The organism is Pseudomonas tritici, assembly GCF_014268275.3.
Taxonomy (GTDB): Bacteria; Pseudomonadota; Gammaproteobacteria; order Pseudomonadales; family Pseudomonadaceae; genus Aquipseudomonas; species Aquipseudomonas tritici.
Genome location: NZ_CP077084.1, coordinates 2995923 through 3011214, shown reverse-complemented (window position 1 = coordinate 3011214; position 15292 = coordinate 2995923). Strand labels below are relative to the sequence as shown.

The following is a 15292-nucleotide window of genomic DNA, read 5'->3' as shown; positions in this document are numbered from 1 at the left end:
TTCCAATAAAAATAGAAGGTCGATGACCGTGAACAACTTTTCTGCCGCCCAGCGCAGCCGTGTGACCATGCTTGACGTGGCCGAGCGCGCCGGCGTGTCCAAGGCCAGCGTGTCGCGCTTTATCGGCGACGACCGCGCCCTGCTCTCCGATGCCATTGCCCTGCGCATCGAGCAAGCCATCGAACACCTTGGCTACCGTCCCAACCAGATGGCCCGAGGCCTGAAACGCGGCCGCACCCGCCTGATCGGGATGTTGGTGGCCGATATCCGCAACCCCTATTCCATTGCCGTGATGCACGGCGTCGAAACCGCCTGCCGCCAGCACGGCTACAGCCTGGTGGTGTGCAACACCGACCGCGACGACGAGCAAGAACGCCAGCACTTGGCGGCGCTGCGTTCGTACAACATCGAAGGGTTGATCGTGAACACCCTCGGCCATCACGTGGACCAACTGCTGGAACTGCAACGGGAAATGCCACTGGTGCTGGTGGACCGCAAGGTCGAACCGCTGCACAGCGACCTGGTCGGCCTGGACAACCCGGCGGCGGTGCGTATGGCGGTGGAACACCTGGAGCAACAGGGTTACCGCGATGTGCTGCTGGTGAGCGAAGCCACCGACGGCACCAGTTCGCGGTTGGAGCGCCTGGAGAGCTTCAAGGCTGAGGTTGCCAGCCGCCCGGCGTTGACCGGTGCGGTACTGGAGCTGGATGGCGAGCTGGAAACTCATCTGCGCACTTTTCTTGCCAAACCCGGCGCCAAAGCGTTGTTCTGCGCGAACGGCGTCGCCGCGCTGGCCTGTACCCGTGCGCTCAAGAATCTAGGCTGCAACCTGTTTGAGGATGTCGGTCTGATCGCCCTGGATGACCTGGATTGGTACCCGCTGGTGGGCACTGGCATCACCGCCCTCGCCCAGCCGACCGAGGCGATTGGCGCCACGGCGTTCGACTGTTTGCTCAAGCGATTGCGCGGCGATACCGAGCCAACGCGTACCGTGGATTTCTTGCCACAACTGATCATTCGCGGCTCAACCCAGCCTCAGCGAGGAAACACCCCGTAGCAGCTGTCGAGCCCGAGCGAGGCTGCGTCGGCGGTACATCAGAGACACCGCTGACGCAGCCTCGCCGGGGCTCGACAGCTGCTACGCCACTCTTGTTTCAACATTTTCGTATAAAAATGAAACCGGTTTCAGAGGTACACAACAATGCATAAATACCCCGTTTCCATCAGCCTTTCCAGCTACGGCGCCGACTTGGTACGCCAGCAGGGCCAATTGAGTTTTGTCGAGATACTCACCGCCGCCGGCGCCCAGCGCATCGAATGGCGCGAAGAGCTTTTAACGGATGAACAGCCTACCGAACTGGCCCAGGCCGCGGCGCAGCAGGCTCTGGAATCGGTGTTCTCGTCCCCCTTAGAGCTCTGGGTCGCCGGCCGCGCCCAACCCAATGCCGAACTCGCGGCGACCCTGGATCGGGCGCAGGCGTTTGGCTCACGCTGGTTGAAAGTTTCCCTCGGCTACTTCACCGACACCAACGACCTGGAAAGCTTGCACGCCCTGCTCAGCCGCCACCCGGTCCAACTGCTGGTAGAGAACGACCAGACCCTGCACGGCGGCCGGATCGAGCCAATGCAACGTTTCTTCACCGAGGTGGAACGCCTCGGCCTACCGGTGAAAATGACTTTCGATATCGGCAACTGGCAATGGCAGGACCAATCCGCCCTCACCGCCGCACGCCTGCTGGGCCGACATGTGGATTACCTGCACTGCAAGGCGGTGGCCCGCCGCGCAGATGGCAAGTTGGTCGCCCTGCCGCCTGGCGCCACCGACCTGCATCTGTGGGAACAACTGCTCAAACACATGACTCCAGGTATTACCCGGGCCGTGGAATTTCCGCTGCAAGGTGATGACTTGATCGAAATCACCGCGCAGCAAGTCGCCGCCCTCACCCTGCTGGGCCAACCTCGTGCGGAGAATGCGCATGTCTGAGATCGATATCCTCTCGTTTGGTGAAACCATGGCGATGTTTGTCGCCGAGCAAACCGGCGATCTGGCCGACGTGGCCCAATTCCATAAACGCATCGCGGGCGCCGACAGCAACGTCGCGATTGGCCTGTCGCGCCTGGGCTTCAACGTGGCCTGGCTGAGCCGGGTGGGCAACGATTCCCTCGGGCGTTTTGTGGTCGACACCCTGAAGAAAGAAGGCCTGGATTGCCGGCATGTGGCGGTCGATACGTTGCACCCCACCGGTTTTCAGCTCAAGTCCCGCGAAGAGGACGGCGATGATCCCCAAGTGGAGTACTTTCGCAAGGGTTCAGCGGCCAGCCATCTGTCGATCGCGGCCATCAGCCCTGCCTTGCTGCAAGCCCGCCATCTGCATGCCACCGGTATTCCGCCGGCGTTGTCTGAGGCGACGCGTGAGCTGTCCACCGAATTGATGACACAAATGCGCAAGGCCGGGCGCAGCGTGTCGTTCGACCCCAACCTGCGCCCGTCGCTGTGGCCCGACCAACAAACGATGATCCGCGAAATCAACGCCCTCGCGGCTCTTGCTGATTGGGTGCTGCCGGGGTTGAGTGAAGGCCGTTTGCTCACCGGTTTCGATGACCCGGCCGACATCGCCGCGTTCTACCTCGACCAGGGCGCCGAAGCCGTGGCCATCAAGCTCGGCCCGGACGGCGCCTACTACCGCACCCAGATGGACCAAGGCTTTGTCGCCGCCGTGCGGGTGGACAAGGTCGTGGACACGGTCGGCGCCGGTGACGGTTTTGCCGTGGGCATGATCAGCGCTCTGCTGGAAAACCTCAGCTTCCCCGAGGCGGTTCGGCGCGGCAACTGGATAGGCAGCCGCGCCGTGCAGAGCCGTGGCGACATGGAGGGTTTGCCCACCCGTTCAGAGTTACCCACCCGATCCGTCGCGTAACCCACACCCTGTTGCCACAACTACAACAAGCTCAGGAGCAACTCCATGGAAACCGTGAAACTCGCCACCCGCCGTTGGTGGTACATCATGCCTATCGTGTTTATCACCTACAGCCTGGCGTACCTGGACCGCGCCAACTATGGCTTCGCCGCCGCCTCCGGCATGGCCGAAGACCTGATGATCACCCCCGGCATGTCGTCGTTGCTGGGTGCACTGTTTTTCCTCGGTTACTTTTTCTTCCAGGTGCCGGGCGCGATCTACGCGCAAAAGCGCAGCGTTAAAAAACTGATTTTTGTCAGCCTGATCCTGTGGGGCGGCCTGGCTACCCTGACCGGCGTGGTGTCCAACGCCTACATGCTGATCGTAATCCGTTTCATGCTGGGCGTGGTGGAAGCGGCGGTGATGCCGGCCATGCTGGTGTACCTGTGCCACTGGTTCACACGTGCCGAACGTTCCCGCGCGAACACCTTCCTGATCCTTGGCAACCCGGTGACCATGCTGTGGATGTCGGTGGTGTCGGGCTATCTGGTGCAGCATTTCAGCTGGCGCTGGATGTTTATTATCGAGGGCCTGCCAGCGGTGCTGTGGGCGTTTATCTGGTGGAAGCTGGCCGATGAGCGTCCAAAGGATGCCAAGTGGCTCAGCGATACTGAGAAACAAGACCTGGAAACCGCGCTGGCCGCTGAACAGGTCGGCATCAAAGCAGTGAAGAACTACGCCGAAGCCTTCCGTTCGCCCAAGGTGATCATCCTCGCGCTGCAATTTTTCTGCTGGAGCATCGGCGTGTACGGTTTTGTGCTGTGGCTGCCGTCGATTCTCAAGGCCGGCTTGCAGATGGACATGGTCGAGGCCGGCTGGCTGTCGGCGCTGCCGTATCTGGCGGCGGTGATCGGCATGCTCGTCGTCTCCTGGGGTTCGGACAAGCTGCAAAAACGTAAGCGTTTTGTGTGGCCGCCGCTGCTGATTGCCGCCATCGCTTTCTACGCATCCTACGTACTGGGCGCCGAACACTTCTGGTGGTCGTACACCTTGCTGGTGATTGCCGGCGCCTGCATGTATGCGCCCTACGGTCCGTTTTTCGCCATCGTCCCGGAAATCCTGCCGGCCAACGTCGCCGGGGGCGCCATGGCACTGATCAACAGCATGGGCGCCCTCGGTTCGTTCGGCGGTTCGTACCTGGTGGGTTACCTCAATAGCAGCACCGGCTCGCCCGGCGCCTCGTACCTGCTGATGAGCGGCGCGCTCATGTTTGCGGTGGTGCTGACGATTTTCCTCAAGCCCGGCGCCAGCGACCGCTCGCCGGCGCCAACCCTGGAGTTGAAGGTAAAGCCCTCATGAAAAAGTCTGTCGTGTTGTACAAGAAACTGTCCGCGCCGCTGATGGCGCGCCTGCATGAAAAGGCCGACGTCACGCTGATCGAAGCGCTGGATGACGCTGGCCTGGCCAAGCTGCGCGACGCCCTGCCCGGCGCCCATGGCCTGCTGGGGGCCAGCCTGCGCCTGGATGCAAAACTGCTCGATCTGGCGCCGCAGTTGGAAGCGATCGCCAGTGTGTCGGTGGGTGTCGACAACTACGATATCGACTACCTGACGAGGCGCGGCATCCTGCTCAGCAACACCCCGGACGTGCTCACCGAAACCACCGCCGACACAGGCTTTGCGCTGATCCTCGCGACGGCCCGGCGTGTGGTCGAACTGGCGGATATGGTGCGCGCCGGCCAGTGGAACAAAAACGTTGGCCCGGCGCATTTCGGCAGCGACGTGCATGGCAAGACCCTGGGCATCATCGGCATGGGCCGCATCGGCGAAGCCTTGGCCCAGCGTGGGCATTTTGGGTTTGGCATGCCGGTGATCTACCACAGCCACTCGCCCAAGCCGGCGGTGGAAGCACGCTTTGGCGCGCAGTACCGCAGCTTGAACGACTTGCTGCAACAGGCCGACTTTGTCTGCCTGACCCTGCCGCTCACCGCTGAAACCGAGAAATTGATTGGCGCGGAGGCGTTTGCACTGATGGGCCCGGAGACGATCTTTATCAATATCTCGCGGGGCAAAGTGGTGGATGAGGCGGCGCTGGTCGAAGCGCTGCAACAGCGCACGATTCGGGCGGCAGGGTTGGATGTGTTTGAGCGCGAGCCGCTGAATCACGATTCGCCTTTGTTGCGCTTGAACAATGTGGTGGCCACGCCGCATATCGGCTCGGCGACCCATGAGACGCGGGAGGCAATGGCCCAATGTGCGGTGGATAATCTGTTGCAGGCGTTGGCCGGGGAAAAGCCGCGAAACCTGGTAAATCCAGGGGCTTGGAAACGCTAACCCCTGACACACCACAAAAACCAATGTGGGAGCTGGCTTGCCTGCGATAGCGGTAGATCAGTCATTGAAGTACTGACTGACAGATTGCTATCGCAGGCAAGCCAGCTCCCACAGTTGACGTGCAGTGACTGTTAGATCACAAACCGCGCCACCATCCCATTCAAATCCACTGCCAACCGCGACAGCTCATGGCTGGCCGCGCTGGTCTGGTTGGCACCTGCTGCAGACTGAGTCGCCAGGTCGCGGATGTTCACCAGGTTGCGGTCCACTTCGCGGGAGACCTGGGCCTGCTCTTCCGAGGCACTGGCGATCACCAGGTTGCGTTCGTTGATCAGGCTGATGGATTGGGTGATCTGCTCCAAAGCCACCCCGGCGGCGCGGGCCATTTCCAGGGTGTTTTGGGTGCGTTGGTTGCTCTGCTGCATCGATTGCACGGCTTCACCGGTGCCGTTCTGGATACCGGCGACCATTTTCTCAATCTCTTGAGTGGACTGGGCGGTGCGATGGGCCAAGGCCCGCACTTCATCGGCCACCACCGCAAAGCCACGCCCGGCTTCACCGGCACGCGCCGCTTCGATGGCGGCGTTGAGCGCCAGCAGGTTGGTCTGCTCGGCAATCGCGCGGATCACGTCGAGTACCTTACCGATGTCGCGGCCCTGGGTAGCCAGGCCTTCGATCATCACGGCGGTATTTTGCACGTCCTGGGTCATGGTCTGGATCGCACCGACGGTGTCCATCACTCGGTCGCGGCCTTCGCGCGCGGCCTGGTTGGACTGCCCGGACGCTTCGGACGTCGACACAGCATTTCGTGCGACTTCTTCCACAGCGGCGGTCATCTCGTTGACTGCCGTCGCGGCCTGGTCGATTTCATTGTTCTGTTGTTGCAGGCCTTTGGAGGCTTCCTCGGTGACCGCGCTCAACTCTTCAGCAGCGGAGGCCAGTTGCGTGGCCGAACCGGCGATATGCTGGATGGTCTGGCGCAGGTTGGTTTGCATGGCTGCCAGCGCACTGAGCAACCGCGCCGGCTCATCTTTGCCATCGTCTTCGATGGGTTTGCTGAGGTCACCACTGGCGATGGTTTCGGCGACTGCCAGGGCCTTGCGCAGCGGCGTGACGATGCTGCGGGTGAGCAGCCAGGCCAGCAGCACGGTGAGCAATGCGGAAGCGACCGAAACGGCAATAACGCCGGTAATCGCACCTTCATAGCTCTGCCCTGCTTCGGCATCGGCGGTCTTGGCATCGGCCGCGTTGAGCGCGATCAGCTTGTTCAACTGTTCGCCCATCTGGTCGGTGCCGTCCTTGATGCGACTGTTGATCAGGGCGCGCATTTCATCGACCTTGCCTTGCTTGGACAGGGCAAGCATCTCAGCCTGGGCCTTGAGGTAGTTGTCCAGCGTCGTGACAAACGCATTGTACACGGCCGCCTCCTCCGGGCCGGAAGGCAGCTCGTCGTAGCCAGCCTGGGCCTTCTTGACCTTATCAGCTAACACACCTATGCGGGTTTCGGCTTCCTGCAGGGCGGCCGGTTCGCGATTGACCAGCACACGGAACGACAGGATGCGAAGGCGCAGCACGTTTTCAGTGATGTTGCCCAGGAACGTCACGCTGGGCAGTTGGTTGGTCCCCATGTCCATGGAGGACTGGCGTATCTGCGTCATGCGGTTGACCGCAAACACCCCCAAAACAACCACTAACAGTGCAATGAACGCGAATCCGAGAAACGCTCGTGGGGCAATATTCAGCTGACGAAGGGACATAGGGGGCAGCTCTCAGAAATAGTGTTTGCGAGCATCCCTGCCGCGAAACGATCTGTCAGCGTCAACGCGCTGCTCAAACCTTGGTCACCACTGTTGTTATTGATATGTGGGCCTATACGAGGTATCGGCAGGCTTCGACGTTTTACGCAGGGTTTTATAAATATTTATTTACACTTCTGACGACTGGCCATTTCTGGCATCCTGCGCCTCCATTTTCTGACCCGAGCCCGCATTTTGTCTGACGCTCAAGCCCCCCGCCCGCGCTATAAATCCGACCTGATCTACGGCCTGGAAGACCGCCCACACTTCACTGCGGCGATTTTTGCCGCGTTGCAGCATGTGCTGGCCAGCTTTGTCGGCATCATTACGCCCACGTTGATCGTCGGTGGCGTGCTGGGCCTGGAAAGCGAAGTGCCCTACCTGGTGAGCATGGCGCTGTTTGTGTCGGGGCTCGGCACCTTTGTGCAGGCACGCAAATTCGGCCCGATTGGCTCGGGTTTGCTGTGCCTGCAGGGCACCAGTTTTTCCTTTATCAGTGTGATTCTCAGCGCGGGTTTTATGGTCAAGGCCCGGGGCGGCGGCACGGATGAGATCCTCTCGACGATCTTCGGCATCTGCTTTTTCGCGGCATTTATCGAAGTGGTGCTGAGCCAGTTCATCGGCAAGCTGCGCAAGCTGATCACCCCGGTGGTCACCGGCACCATCATTACCTTGATGGGGTTGTCACTGATCAAAGTCGCGGTGACCGACATGGCCGGCGGCTTTGGCGCCAGCGACCTCGGCGCCGCCAGCAATATGGGCCTGGCAGCGCTGGTACTGCTGACCATCGTGGTGCTCAACCGTTTTAACAACCCGTTCCTGCGCCTGGGGTCCATCGTGATCGGCCTGACCCTGGGCTTCGTGGTGGCCTGGGTGATGGGCCGTGTGGACCTGGCGGCACTGCCACAGGTGCCGTTGATCAGCGTGCCGGTGCCCTTCAAGTACGGGTTCTCGTTCGACTGGGTGGCGTTTATCCCGGTCGCGGTGATCTTCCTGATTTCGCCCCTGGAAGCGGCGGGCGACCTGACCGCCAATTCGATGATTTCCCAACAGCCGGTCAAGGGCCCGCTGTATATCAAGCGCATCAAGTCCGGCCTGTTGGCCGATGGCCTCAACTCGGCGATGGCGGCCACCTTCAACAGCCTGCCGATGGTGACCTTCGCCCAGAACAACGGCGTGATCCAGTTGACCGGCGTGGCGAGCCGCTACGTGGCGTACTTTATCGCCGGCCTGCTGGTGTTGCTGGGGCTGTTCCCGATGATCGGCGCGGTGCTGCAATTGATGCCCAAGCCGGTATTGGGCGGCGCGACCCTGATCATGTTCGGCACCGTGGCCGTGGCGGGTATCAAGATCCTCGCCGAAGCCGGGTTGCACCGACGCAATGTGTTGATCGTGGCGATCTCCCTGGGCATGGGCCTGGGCGTTGCCGCTGTGCCGGAAGTACTGCGCGAGCTGCCCAAGGCGCTGCACAACATCTTCGAATCGCCGATCACCGTGGGCGCATTCTGTGCAATCCTGCTGAACATTTTCCTGCCGGAAGAGTTCATAGAGCTGGAAGAAGATGAATTTGATCCGGAGTCCTCGACCCTCAAGGTGATGCAGGACCCGGACGTCACGAAATAGGAGCACTGTTATATGCGCAAGCTCATGGTTCTATCGCTACTGCTGCTGACCCTGAGCGCCTGCGCGCTGTTCCCCAATCGCGACCCGGTGAACATCAACGTGGTGGGCATCGAACCCCTGCAAAGCCAGGATCTGGAAGTACGCTTTGCCGTGAAGCTGCGGGTGCAAAACCCCAATGAAACGGCGATTGACTACAACGGCGTGGCCCTGGACCTGGAGGTCAATGGACGGCCGTTGGCGTCTGGGGTGAGTGATCAGAGCGGGTCTATCCCTCGGTTTTCCGAGACGGTGCTGATGGTGCCGGTGAGTGTTTCGGCGTTTTCCGTGTTGCGCCAGACCTTGGGCCTGAGCCAAACCCAAAGCTTGAACAACCTGCCCTACGTGCTGCGGGGCAAACTGGCGGGTGGCTTGTTCGGTACGATGCGCTTTGTCGACCGTGGCACGCTGGACCTCCCGAATACGGTGACCTGGTAAACGCCATGCAGCCTGTATTGCTGACTGACCGCCTGATCCTGCGCCCGCTGACCCTCGACGATGCAGAGGGAATCCAACAGCAGTTCCCCCATTGGCAAGTGGTGCGCTACCTGAACGCCCTGGTGCCGTGGCCTTACCCGGCCAATGGTGCACACGCTTACCTGGAACAGATCGCCCTGCCCGCCATGGCCCGTGGCGAGGAATGGCACTGGTCGATCCGCTTGAAAAGCGCGCCGGAGCAGTTGATCGGCAATGTCAGCTTGATGGATGAGCAGGACAACAACCGAGGCTTCTGGCTCGGCCCACAGTGGCAGGGGCAAGGGTTGATGAGTGAAGCCAGCGCGGCGGTGACCGACTACTGGTTTGGTGTGCTTAAACGCCCGGTGATGCGCGTGCCCAAGGCCGCGCCTAACCGGGGATCGCGGCGCATCTCCGAACGCACAGGCATGCGTTTGATCAGGACGGAGAAAGGCGAGTTTGTCGAGGGCAGCTTCCCAAAAGACATCTGGGAAATGACCCGCGATGAATGGCTGAAATCCAAATCCCTCAGCCAATGAAAACCCATTTTTCTACCGCGTTTCAGTCCGTGATATAGCGCACGCCCGGCTTCGCTCGTTCATCCACCGTCAGCTCGAACACATCCGGCCGGGCGTAGTGCCCCACCACGTCATAGTCATACCGCGCTCGCACCAGGTCAGCCGTATCGATTTGCGCCGTCAACAACCCCGCCTTACCCAGCAAAGGCCCCGCTAAAATATCGCCCATCGGCCCGACAATCACGCTGCCGCCCGCGATCAACGGACGCTCCGACGGCCAGTTGGCCACCGCCACCCCCAGCGCCTCGGGCGAAGCCTGCACCTGACACGCACTGACCACAAAGCAGCGCCCCTCATGAGCCACATGGCGCATGCTCACCTGCCACATCTCACGCTCGTCCACTGTCGGTGCGCACCACACTTCCACACCCTTGGCGTACATCGCCGTGCGCAGCAGCGGCATCATGTTTTCCCAACACACCGCGCCGCCGATGCGCCCGACTGCCGTATCGATTACCGGCAAGGTTGAGCCATCGCCCTTGCCCCAGATCAGTCGTTCGGTGCCGGTAGGCATCAATTTACGGTGCTTGGCGACCAAGCCACCCGCCGGTTCGAAGTACAACACCGTGCAATACAACGTGCTGCCACTGCGCTCGATCACGCCAAGCACCAGGCTGGCACCGGTACGCGCCGACAGGCCGGCCAGCGCTTCGGTCTCGGCGCCCGGCACATCGATGGCATTGGCAAAATATCGGGCAAAGGCTTCCCGCCCCTCGGGCAAGCGATATCCCAGCTGCGTGCCGAAGCCCTCGCCTTTGGGATAGCCACCCAGCAATGCCTCGGGCATCACCACCAATTGCGCGCCGCTGCGCGATATTTCGTCTTCATAGGCGAGAATCTGCGCCAAGGTTTCAGCCTTGCCACCCGGCAAGGAGCCAATTTGCAGGGCCGCTACAGTCGATACAGGCATCACGATCACTCCGAAGTCAGGGGGTTGCCCATTCTCCCGCCAGCCTCGATCATGAATAAAGCCCTCTTCACTGCTGAATGATATGAGCCAAATGAATATCGCCCAGGTCGACCTGAACCTGCTGAAAACCTTCGAAGCCCTGCATGATGAGTCCAGCGCCAGCCGCGCGGCATTGCGCCTGGGCGTCACACAATCGGCCATCAGCGCAGGGTTGCGTCGCCTGCGCGAGGTATATGGCGATCAATTGTTCGTGCGTACCGGACGCGGCCTGGCGCCGACCTTGCGGGCGAACCAATTGAAACCGCTGATCAGTGAAGCGCTGGACCGCTGCCGACAGAGCCTGGCCATGGTTAATCCGGACAATCAGCAGTATCAAGGTCGGTCCGTGGTGCTGGGTTTGTCCGATGACTTCGAAATAGCCTACGGCCGACGGCTGATGGATGAAATTACCCGACGCGCACCAAGACTGCGGGTGATTTTCCGTCAGACCCACAGCCAGATCGTGGCCGGAGCGCTGCTTGAGCGCACGTTGGACCTGGCGATTACCGCAGGCGGGTTCGCGCACAGCAGGCTGAGTCGCCAAGTGTTGGGGGAAGGTGATTATCGCTGCCTGGTGGACGCCGACCAGCCAAGCATGAGCCTGGACGAGTTCGTCACCCGCGAGCATGTGCTGGTGTCGTCAGGCGGGTTTATCGGGATTACCGACGAGGGCTTGGCGGCGCAGGGCCTCAGTCGTCAGGTGTGTGCGTCTACCAGCCACTTCGCCGCGCTGCCGTTTTTGCTCAAGGGCAGCCAGGCGGTTGCGACTATTCCCGGCCACGCCGCCGAAGTCATCGGTGCGATGACCGGTTTGCGCGTACTGGCGTGCCCGCTGGCCCTGCCGCGCTACCCGATCGAGCTGGGCTGGCGAACCCAGGCGCAGCTCGATCCGCTGTTACTGAAAGTGCGTGAAGCGATTGTGGCGAGCTTTACTTGGTCGCCGCCATCAACTTGTTGACCTCACTGCGCACCATGTTGGAAAACTCTGGCGGCGACATACCGTCAAGCTCGGCACGCACCCACTCGGCCCACTTGCCCTTGCGCTTGGCGCGTTCGCCGAACAACCGCGCGGCCTCGCCCTTGGCCTTGCCCAGGTTGCTTTGCCACAGGTCATAGAGGCGCGACTTTTCATCTTCCAGCTCGGCACGTTCGGCGAGGGTCTTGTTGGCGAGATTAAAGCTCATGTTGAATTTCCTGCTGTACAAATAGACGACATCTTACACTGTAGGTCGAAACATCCTGATTCGGATTTTGCTCGGGAGTGGGTGCAGGCAAAAAAACTGCAACTTTTACCAACGCCCGACACTCCATTGTTCACTGTCACATTCACCTGCAAGGAGTCACACAATGGCCCGCAAATCTGCCGCCCAAGCCGTCGAAGAGCAAATCAAGGATCAAGCGTTCAGTGAACTGACGGCGCTGATCGAAGAATCGGACAAACTGCTCAAAAGCAGCGCGTCGTTGGTAGGCGAAGAAGGCGAAACCCTGCGCGAACAGGTCGCCATCAAGCTCAAGCAGGCGCTGGATTCGGTGTCCAACGTGCGCGAACGCAGCAAGCCAGTGGTGGATGCCACCGAAACCTACATCGGTGGCCACCCTTGGCAGACCGTTGCGATTTCCGCAGGCTTTGGCCTGGTGGTAGGCCTGCTGTTGGGTCGTCGCAACTGATGTATAAAAAGGCTGCGCCCATGGCGCAGCCCGCTCAGCCGGCGGCCAAAGCCCGCAGGCCTTGCAACTCCTCAGCGTCCAAGACGATCCCTTCCTGCTCGGACCTGAGCCGCGTCCGGTGCCGCCGATCTCCCGGCAGACGCCGCAACCCCGCCGCATGCATCTGTCGCACCAGCTCCTGGCTGCGCTCGGCGAAGCTCTGCCCTGCGGTCTTGCTGGGGTCGATCACAATCAGCAACTGCCCTGTCCATGGCGTACGCGCTCCAGGATGATCGGACCAGTTGAATTCAAACGAGAAGTTCCCGCCGGTCAACGCCGCGGCCAGCAGTTCGACCATCATCGAAAGCGCCGACCCCTTGTGCCCGCCAAACGGCAACAGGGCGCCCCCTTCAAGAATCGCCTTTGGGTCCTGAGTCGGCTGACCCAACCCATCAACGCCCATGCCCAGAGGCAAACGCTCCCCTTTGCGCGCGGCAATCTGCACGTCACCATGGGCGATAGCGCTGGTGGCCAGGTCAAATACGATAGGTAAACCATCGGCGCGTGGGGCTGCGAAGGCGATAGGGTTGGTGCCGAACAGCGGGCGGTCGGCGCCGTGGGGCACCACGCAGGTCATGCTGTTGACCACGCTCAACGCCACCAGCCCCTGCTCGGCGAACGGTTCGACATCCGGCCATAAGGCCGCGAAATGATGGGAGTTATGGATCGCCATTAAGGCGATCCCGGCACTCCTGGCTTTTTCCACCAGCAGTGCACGGGCAGCTTCCAGGGCCGGCTGGGCAAAGCCGTTGGCGGCATCTACCCGCACAAACCCCGAGGCCACGTCGGTAACCTGCGGCACCGCATGGCCATCCACCCAGCCGCTGGCCAGGGTACTGAGATAACCGGGAATACGAAAAATGCCATGGCTATGGGCGCCGTCGCGTTCAGCGCTGGCGCAATTGTGGGCGAGGATCGCAGCCACCTCAGGCGAGGTGCCATGGCGCTCAAAGACCTGTTGCAACAAGGCCACCAGCGCACTGAAGCTAATGGAGACATTGGAACTCTCAACGACCTTGGACGGCGTAGACATCTGAAGCTCCGAATTATGATTGGAAGGGGCGACAAGACGGGAGACTCGAGCCTGTGATTAAACAACGCGGCGTGCGCCTGCTGTCAATCAACGTTTGCCAGAGCACTTGTGTTTGCATCCGTTATCTAGCGCTGCAACGGCACCATCGCTGCCTAATCTTGCGCTCGAGACAGCCCCCTGGTGCTGAGAGAGCAACCCATTGCAAGCGTAACTCCTGCGTATTTTTTCGATGAATTCCTGCGCCCGATCACTCGCAAACACTCTTCAGACAGCGCGCGCGCTGGGCTTGACCCTGAAGGATCTCGAGCAGCTGATGACTACACCGATACCGGTACCGACACCGACGCCGGGCGTCAAAGCCGTGAGCCGTCTGTGGCCGTCGAAAAATGGGTATTGAGAGGCCTGGACAATCTGCCCCGTTGGCGTGTGTGCAAGCTGGGTCCGGGGGCCTGAACAGGCCCCCGAGGGGGGTATCAGTCTTTCTGGTCGCGCAGGATATTGCCCGAGGCGCCATCAATGCGGGCTTCATACACGGTGCCGTCAGACTTGCGGCCTTTGACTTCCCAGTAGCCATTGTCGTCTGCCTCGGCGGCGTACACCTCGACGTATCCGCCTTTGGTCTTGGCGACTTCAATCGCCTTCTCGATCGGGATCCAACCTGCCCCCGGCTTATCGGCAAGGGCTGCACCGGCGCTGAGCAGCGCAGAGGTTGCACACAAAGCGACTAAGGTTTTCTTCAGCATTTTCGTACTCCATTGTGGGAAATGTCCTGAATTTCTTAGGTGCTTTCAAACGAGAATAAGTTCCAATTGATGTGCAATCGCCATGATGGCTGTTCTCGCGGTCCACCCTGGGAGGTTAGAATGTAAGAAATCAGGATGAGTTAATGAGCGAAAAGTCCATTTCAGAAGCCGAATATGACGCCATCACCGACGCCGCCGCGCATTGGTGCATGCGCCTGCACGCGGGTGATTGCACCGCGAGTGAGCGTCAGGCTTTTGCCCAATGGCACGATTCGCACCCGCTGCACGCCTTCGAATACGCGGCAATGCTGGAGATCTGGGACGTTGCGGACCACCTGCCACGCCACGACACCACACCGACGGTGGTGCCGTTCAAGCCCCTTAGCCGGTCGCGCCTCTATGCGGTGGCTGCGGCGATCTGCCTGGGCGCCCTGCCTCTGGCCGCCTTCACTGGCTGGGAAGCCGGTTGGTTGCCCAGTTCCTATGAGCGCTTCGAGGCCGCTAATGGCCTGCGCCAGGTCATCCTCGACGATGGCAGCCAGGTGGAACTCAACCTGGGTACCGAGTTGGTCTACAGCAACTACAAGGACCAACGTCGGGTCACGCTGAAAAAAGGCGAAGCGTTCTTCAAGGTCAGCCATGACAGCGCCCATCCGTTCATTGTGCACGCAGGCAATGGCCAGGTGCGTGTCACGGGTACCCAGTTCAACGTCTGGAAATATGAAGACCAGGTGCGGGTGATGTTGCTCGAAGGCTCGGTGCAGATTGCCAGCGACCAGGTCCACGGAAGCGTGCCCCTGACACCCGGCATGCAGGCCAGCTACCAGCAGGGTGATGCCACGCCACGCGTGCGCACGATCAACCCCAATGACACCGCGCTGGCCTGGCGCCAGGGCAAACTGATCCTCGACAACCTGGCCCTGGCCGACGCGTTGCCGCTGATCAACCGCTACCTGAGCAAACCGGTGATGCTGGCCGACGCCACGACCGGTGCAATACGCATCGGTGGTATCTACAACATTGATGAGGTCAATAACCTCATTCCCTCCCTGCCCAAGGTTTTGCCGGTGTACCTGACCCAGAACCAGGACGGCAACCCCGTACTCAATTCTATTCCGCGTAAAACACCCAAAGGCTGACC

16 protein-coding genes are annotated in these 15292 nt (G+C 60.9%); 11 read left to right on the top strand and 5 right to left on the bottom strand.

What is annotated here, in order from left to right:
- Positions 1-28: 28 nt before the first annotated feature.
- From HU722_RS13420 to HU722_RS13400, 5 genes are all read left to right on the top strand, one after another.
- A complete protein-coding gene (locus HU722_RS13420) occupies positions 29-1057 on the top strand; it encodes a LacI family DNA-binding transcriptional regulator (RefSeq protein WP_139115321.1) in 1029 nt (342 codons plus the stop codon).
- 144 nt (positions 1058-1201) lie between these two features.
- Complete coding sequence (locus HU722_RS13415) at positions 1202-1984, top strand: sugar phosphate isomerase/epimerase family protein (RefSeq protein ID WP_065876357.1); 783 nt, start codon at positions 1202-1204, stop codon at positions 1982-1984.
- A complete protein-coding gene (locus HU722_RS13410; protein WP_065876358.1) occupies positions 1977-2918 on the top strand; it encodes a sugar kinase in 942 nt (313 codons plus the stop codon). Before HU722_RS13415 ends, HU722_RS13410 begins: the two co-directional genes overlap by 8 nt.
- 45 nt (positions 2919-2963) lie before the next feature.
- Entirely contained in the window at positions 2964-4256 is a 1293-nt protein-coding gene (locus HU722_RS13405) for an MFS transporter (RefSeq protein ID WP_065876359.1), read from the top strand.
- Complete coding sequence (locus HU722_RS13400; RefSeq protein WP_065876360.1) at positions 4253-5230, top strand: 2-hydroxyacid dehydrogenase; 978 nt, start codon at positions 4253-4255, stop codon at positions 5228-5230. The genes HU722_RS13405 and HU722_RS13400 overlap by 4 nt, the downstream gene beginning before the upstream one ends.
- A gap of 131 nt (positions 5231-5361) precedes the next feature.
- Here the strand turns inward: HU722_RS13400 and HU722_RS13395 are convergent, their stop codons facing one another.
- Positions 5362-6987 (bottom strand): methyl-accepting chemotaxis protein, encoded by a 1626-nt coding sequence (locus HU722_RS13395; protein ID WP_065881563.1) that lies wholly within the window; start codon positions 6985-6987, stop codon positions 5362-5364.
- A gap of 234 nt (positions 6988-7221) precedes the next feature.
- On the opposite strand from HU722_RS13395, the gene HU722_RS13390 reads away from it, so the two are divergent.
- The 3 genes from HU722_RS13390 to HU722_RS13380 are packed head-to-tail and all read left to right on the top strand — an operon-like array spanning position 7222 to position 9680.
- A complete protein-coding gene (locus HU722_RS13390) occupies positions 7222-8649 on the top strand; it encodes a nucleobase:cation symporter-2 family protein (RefSeq protein ID WP_186754621.1) in 1428 nt (475 codons plus the stop codon).
- A 12-nt stretch (positions 8650-8661) separates the two neighbouring features.
- Entirely contained in the window at positions 8662-9123 is a 462-nt protein-coding gene (locus tag HU722_RS13385) for an LEA/WHy family protein (RefSeq protein ID WP_025857294.1), read from the top strand.
- A gap of 5 nt (positions 9124-9128) precedes the next feature.
- Positions 9129-9680: a GNAT family N-acetyltransferase gene (locus HU722_RS13380; protein ID WP_065876363.1), complete on the top strand. Its 552-nt coding sequence runs from the start codon at positions 9129-9131 to the stop codon at positions 9678-9680.
- Between the two features lie 22 nt (positions 9681-9702).
- On the opposite strand, the gene HU722_RS13375 is transcribed toward HU722_RS13380, so the two are convergent.
- A complete protein-coding gene (locus HU722_RS13375; RefSeq protein ID WP_065876364.1) occupies positions 9703-10629 on the bottom strand; it encodes a carbon-nitrogen hydrolase family protein in 927 nt (308 codons plus the stop codon).
- An 82-nt stretch (positions 10630-10711) separates the two neighbouring features.
- Here HU722_RS13375 and HU722_RS13370 point away from each other — a divergent pair, with 82 nt between their 5' ends.
- The gene (locus HU722_RS13370) at positions 10712-11626 is read left to right on the top strand and encodes a LysR family transcriptional regulator (RefSeq protein WP_186754622.1); all 915 of its coding nucleotides are present in this window, start codon (positions 10712-10714) and stop codon (positions 11624-11626) included.
- Here the strand turns inward: HU722_RS13370 and HU722_RS13365 are convergent.
- Positions 11598-11852 carry a hypothetical protein gene (locus HU722_RS13365; RefSeq protein WP_049708634.1) on the bottom strand — a complete coding sequence of 85 codons (255 nt, stop codon included), beginning with the start codon at positions 11850-11852 and terminating at the stop codon, positions 11598-11600. The genes HU722_RS13370 and HU722_RS13365 overlap by 29 nt on opposite strands.
- Before the next feature lie 163 nt (positions 11853-12015).
- On the opposite strand from HU722_RS13365, the gene HU722_RS13360 reads away from it, so the two are divergent.
- Positions 12016-12336: an ElaB/YgaM/YqjD family protein gene (locus HU722_RS13360; protein WP_010172915.1), complete on the top strand. Its 321-nt coding sequence runs from the start codon at positions 12016-12018 to the stop codon at positions 12334-12336.
- Positions 12337-12370: 34 nt separating this feature from the next.
- Here HU722_RS13360 and HU722_RS13355 read toward each other — a convergent pair whose 3' ends face one another.
- Together HU722_RS13355 and HU722_RS13350 are read right to left on the bottom strand one after the other, a co-directional pair.
- Complete coding sequence (locus tag HU722_RS13355; RefSeq protein WP_186754623.1) at positions 12371-13408, bottom strand: Ldh family oxidoreductase; 1038 nt, start codon at positions 13406-13408, stop codon at positions 12371-12373.
- Positions 13409-13881: 473 nt separating this feature from the next.
- The gene (locus tag HU722_RS13350; RefSeq protein WP_065910618.1) at positions 13882-14151 is read right to left on the bottom strand and encodes a PepSY domain-containing protein; all 270 of its coding nucleotides are present in this window, start codon (positions 14149-14151) and stop codon (positions 13882-13884) included.
- 143 nt (positions 14152-14294) lie between these two features.
- Between HU722_RS13350 and HU722_RS13345 the strand changes: the two genes are divergently transcribed.
- Entirely contained in the window at positions 14295-15290 is a 996-nt protein-coding gene (locus HU722_RS13345; RefSeq protein WP_065910619.1) for a FecR family protein, read from the top strand.
- Positions 15291-15292: the final 2 nt, after the last annotated feature.

Excerpts from the sequence above, each read along its gene's own strand:
- HU722_RS13385 (WP_025857294.1), top strand. The coding sequence starts at position 8,662 with ATGCGCAAGCTCATGGTTCTATCGCTACTGCTGCTGACCCTGAGCGCC.
- HU722_RS13405 (WP_065876359.1), top strand. The coding sequence starts at position 2,964 with ATGGAAACCGTGAAACTCGCCACCCGCCGTTGGTGGTACATCATGCCT.
- HU722_RS13345 (WP_065910619.1), top strand. The coding sequence starts at position 14,295 with ATGAGCGAAAAGTCCATTTCAGAAGCCGAATATGACGCCATCACCGAC.
- HU722_RS13395 (WP_065881563.1), bottom strand. The coding sequence starts at position 6,987 with ATGTCCCTTCGTCAGCTGAATATTGCCCCACGAGCGTTTCTCGGATTC.
- HU722_RS13375 (WP_065876364.1), bottom strand. The coding sequence starts at position 10,629 with ATGCCTGTATCGACTGTAGCGGCCCTGCAAATTGGCTCCTTGCCGGGT.
- HU722_RS13410 (WP_065876358.1), top strand. The coding sequence starts at position 1,977 with ATGTCTGAGATCGATATCCTCTCGTTTGGTGAAACCATGGCGATGTTT.
- HU722_RS13350 (WP_065910618.1), bottom strand. The coding sequence starts at position 14,151 with ATGCTGAAGAAAACCTTAGTCGCTTTGTGTGCAACCTCTGCGCTGCTC.
- HU722_RS13370 (WP_186754622.1), top strand. The coding sequence starts at position 10,712 with ATGAGCCAAATGAATATCGCCCAGGTCGACCTGAACCTGCTGAAAACC.
- HU722_RS13400 (WP_065876360.1), top strand. The coding sequence starts at position 4,253 with ATGAAAAAGTCTGTCGTGTTGTACAAGAAACTGTCCGCGCCGCTGATG.
- HU722_RS13355 (WP_186754623.1), bottom strand. The coding sequence starts at position 13,408 with ATGTCTACGCCGTCCAAGGTCGTTGAGAGTTCCAATGTCTCCATTAGC.
- HU722_RS13380 (WP_065876363.1), top strand. The coding sequence starts at position 9,129 with ATGCAGCCTGTATTGCTGACTGACCGCCTGATCCTGCGCCCGCTGACC.
- HU722_RS13365 (WP_049708634.1), bottom strand. The coding sequence starts at position 11,852 with ATGAGCTTTAATCTCGCCAACAAGACCCTCGCCGAACGTGCCGAGCTG.
- HU722_RS13360 (WP_010172915.1), top strand. The coding sequence starts at position 12,016 with ATGGCCCGCAAATCTGCCGCCCAAGCCGTCGAAGAGCAAATCAAGGAT.
- HU722_RS13415 (WP_065876357.1), top strand. The coding sequence starts at position 1,202 with ATGCATAAATACCCCGTTTCCATCAGCCTTTCCAGCTACGGCGCCGAC.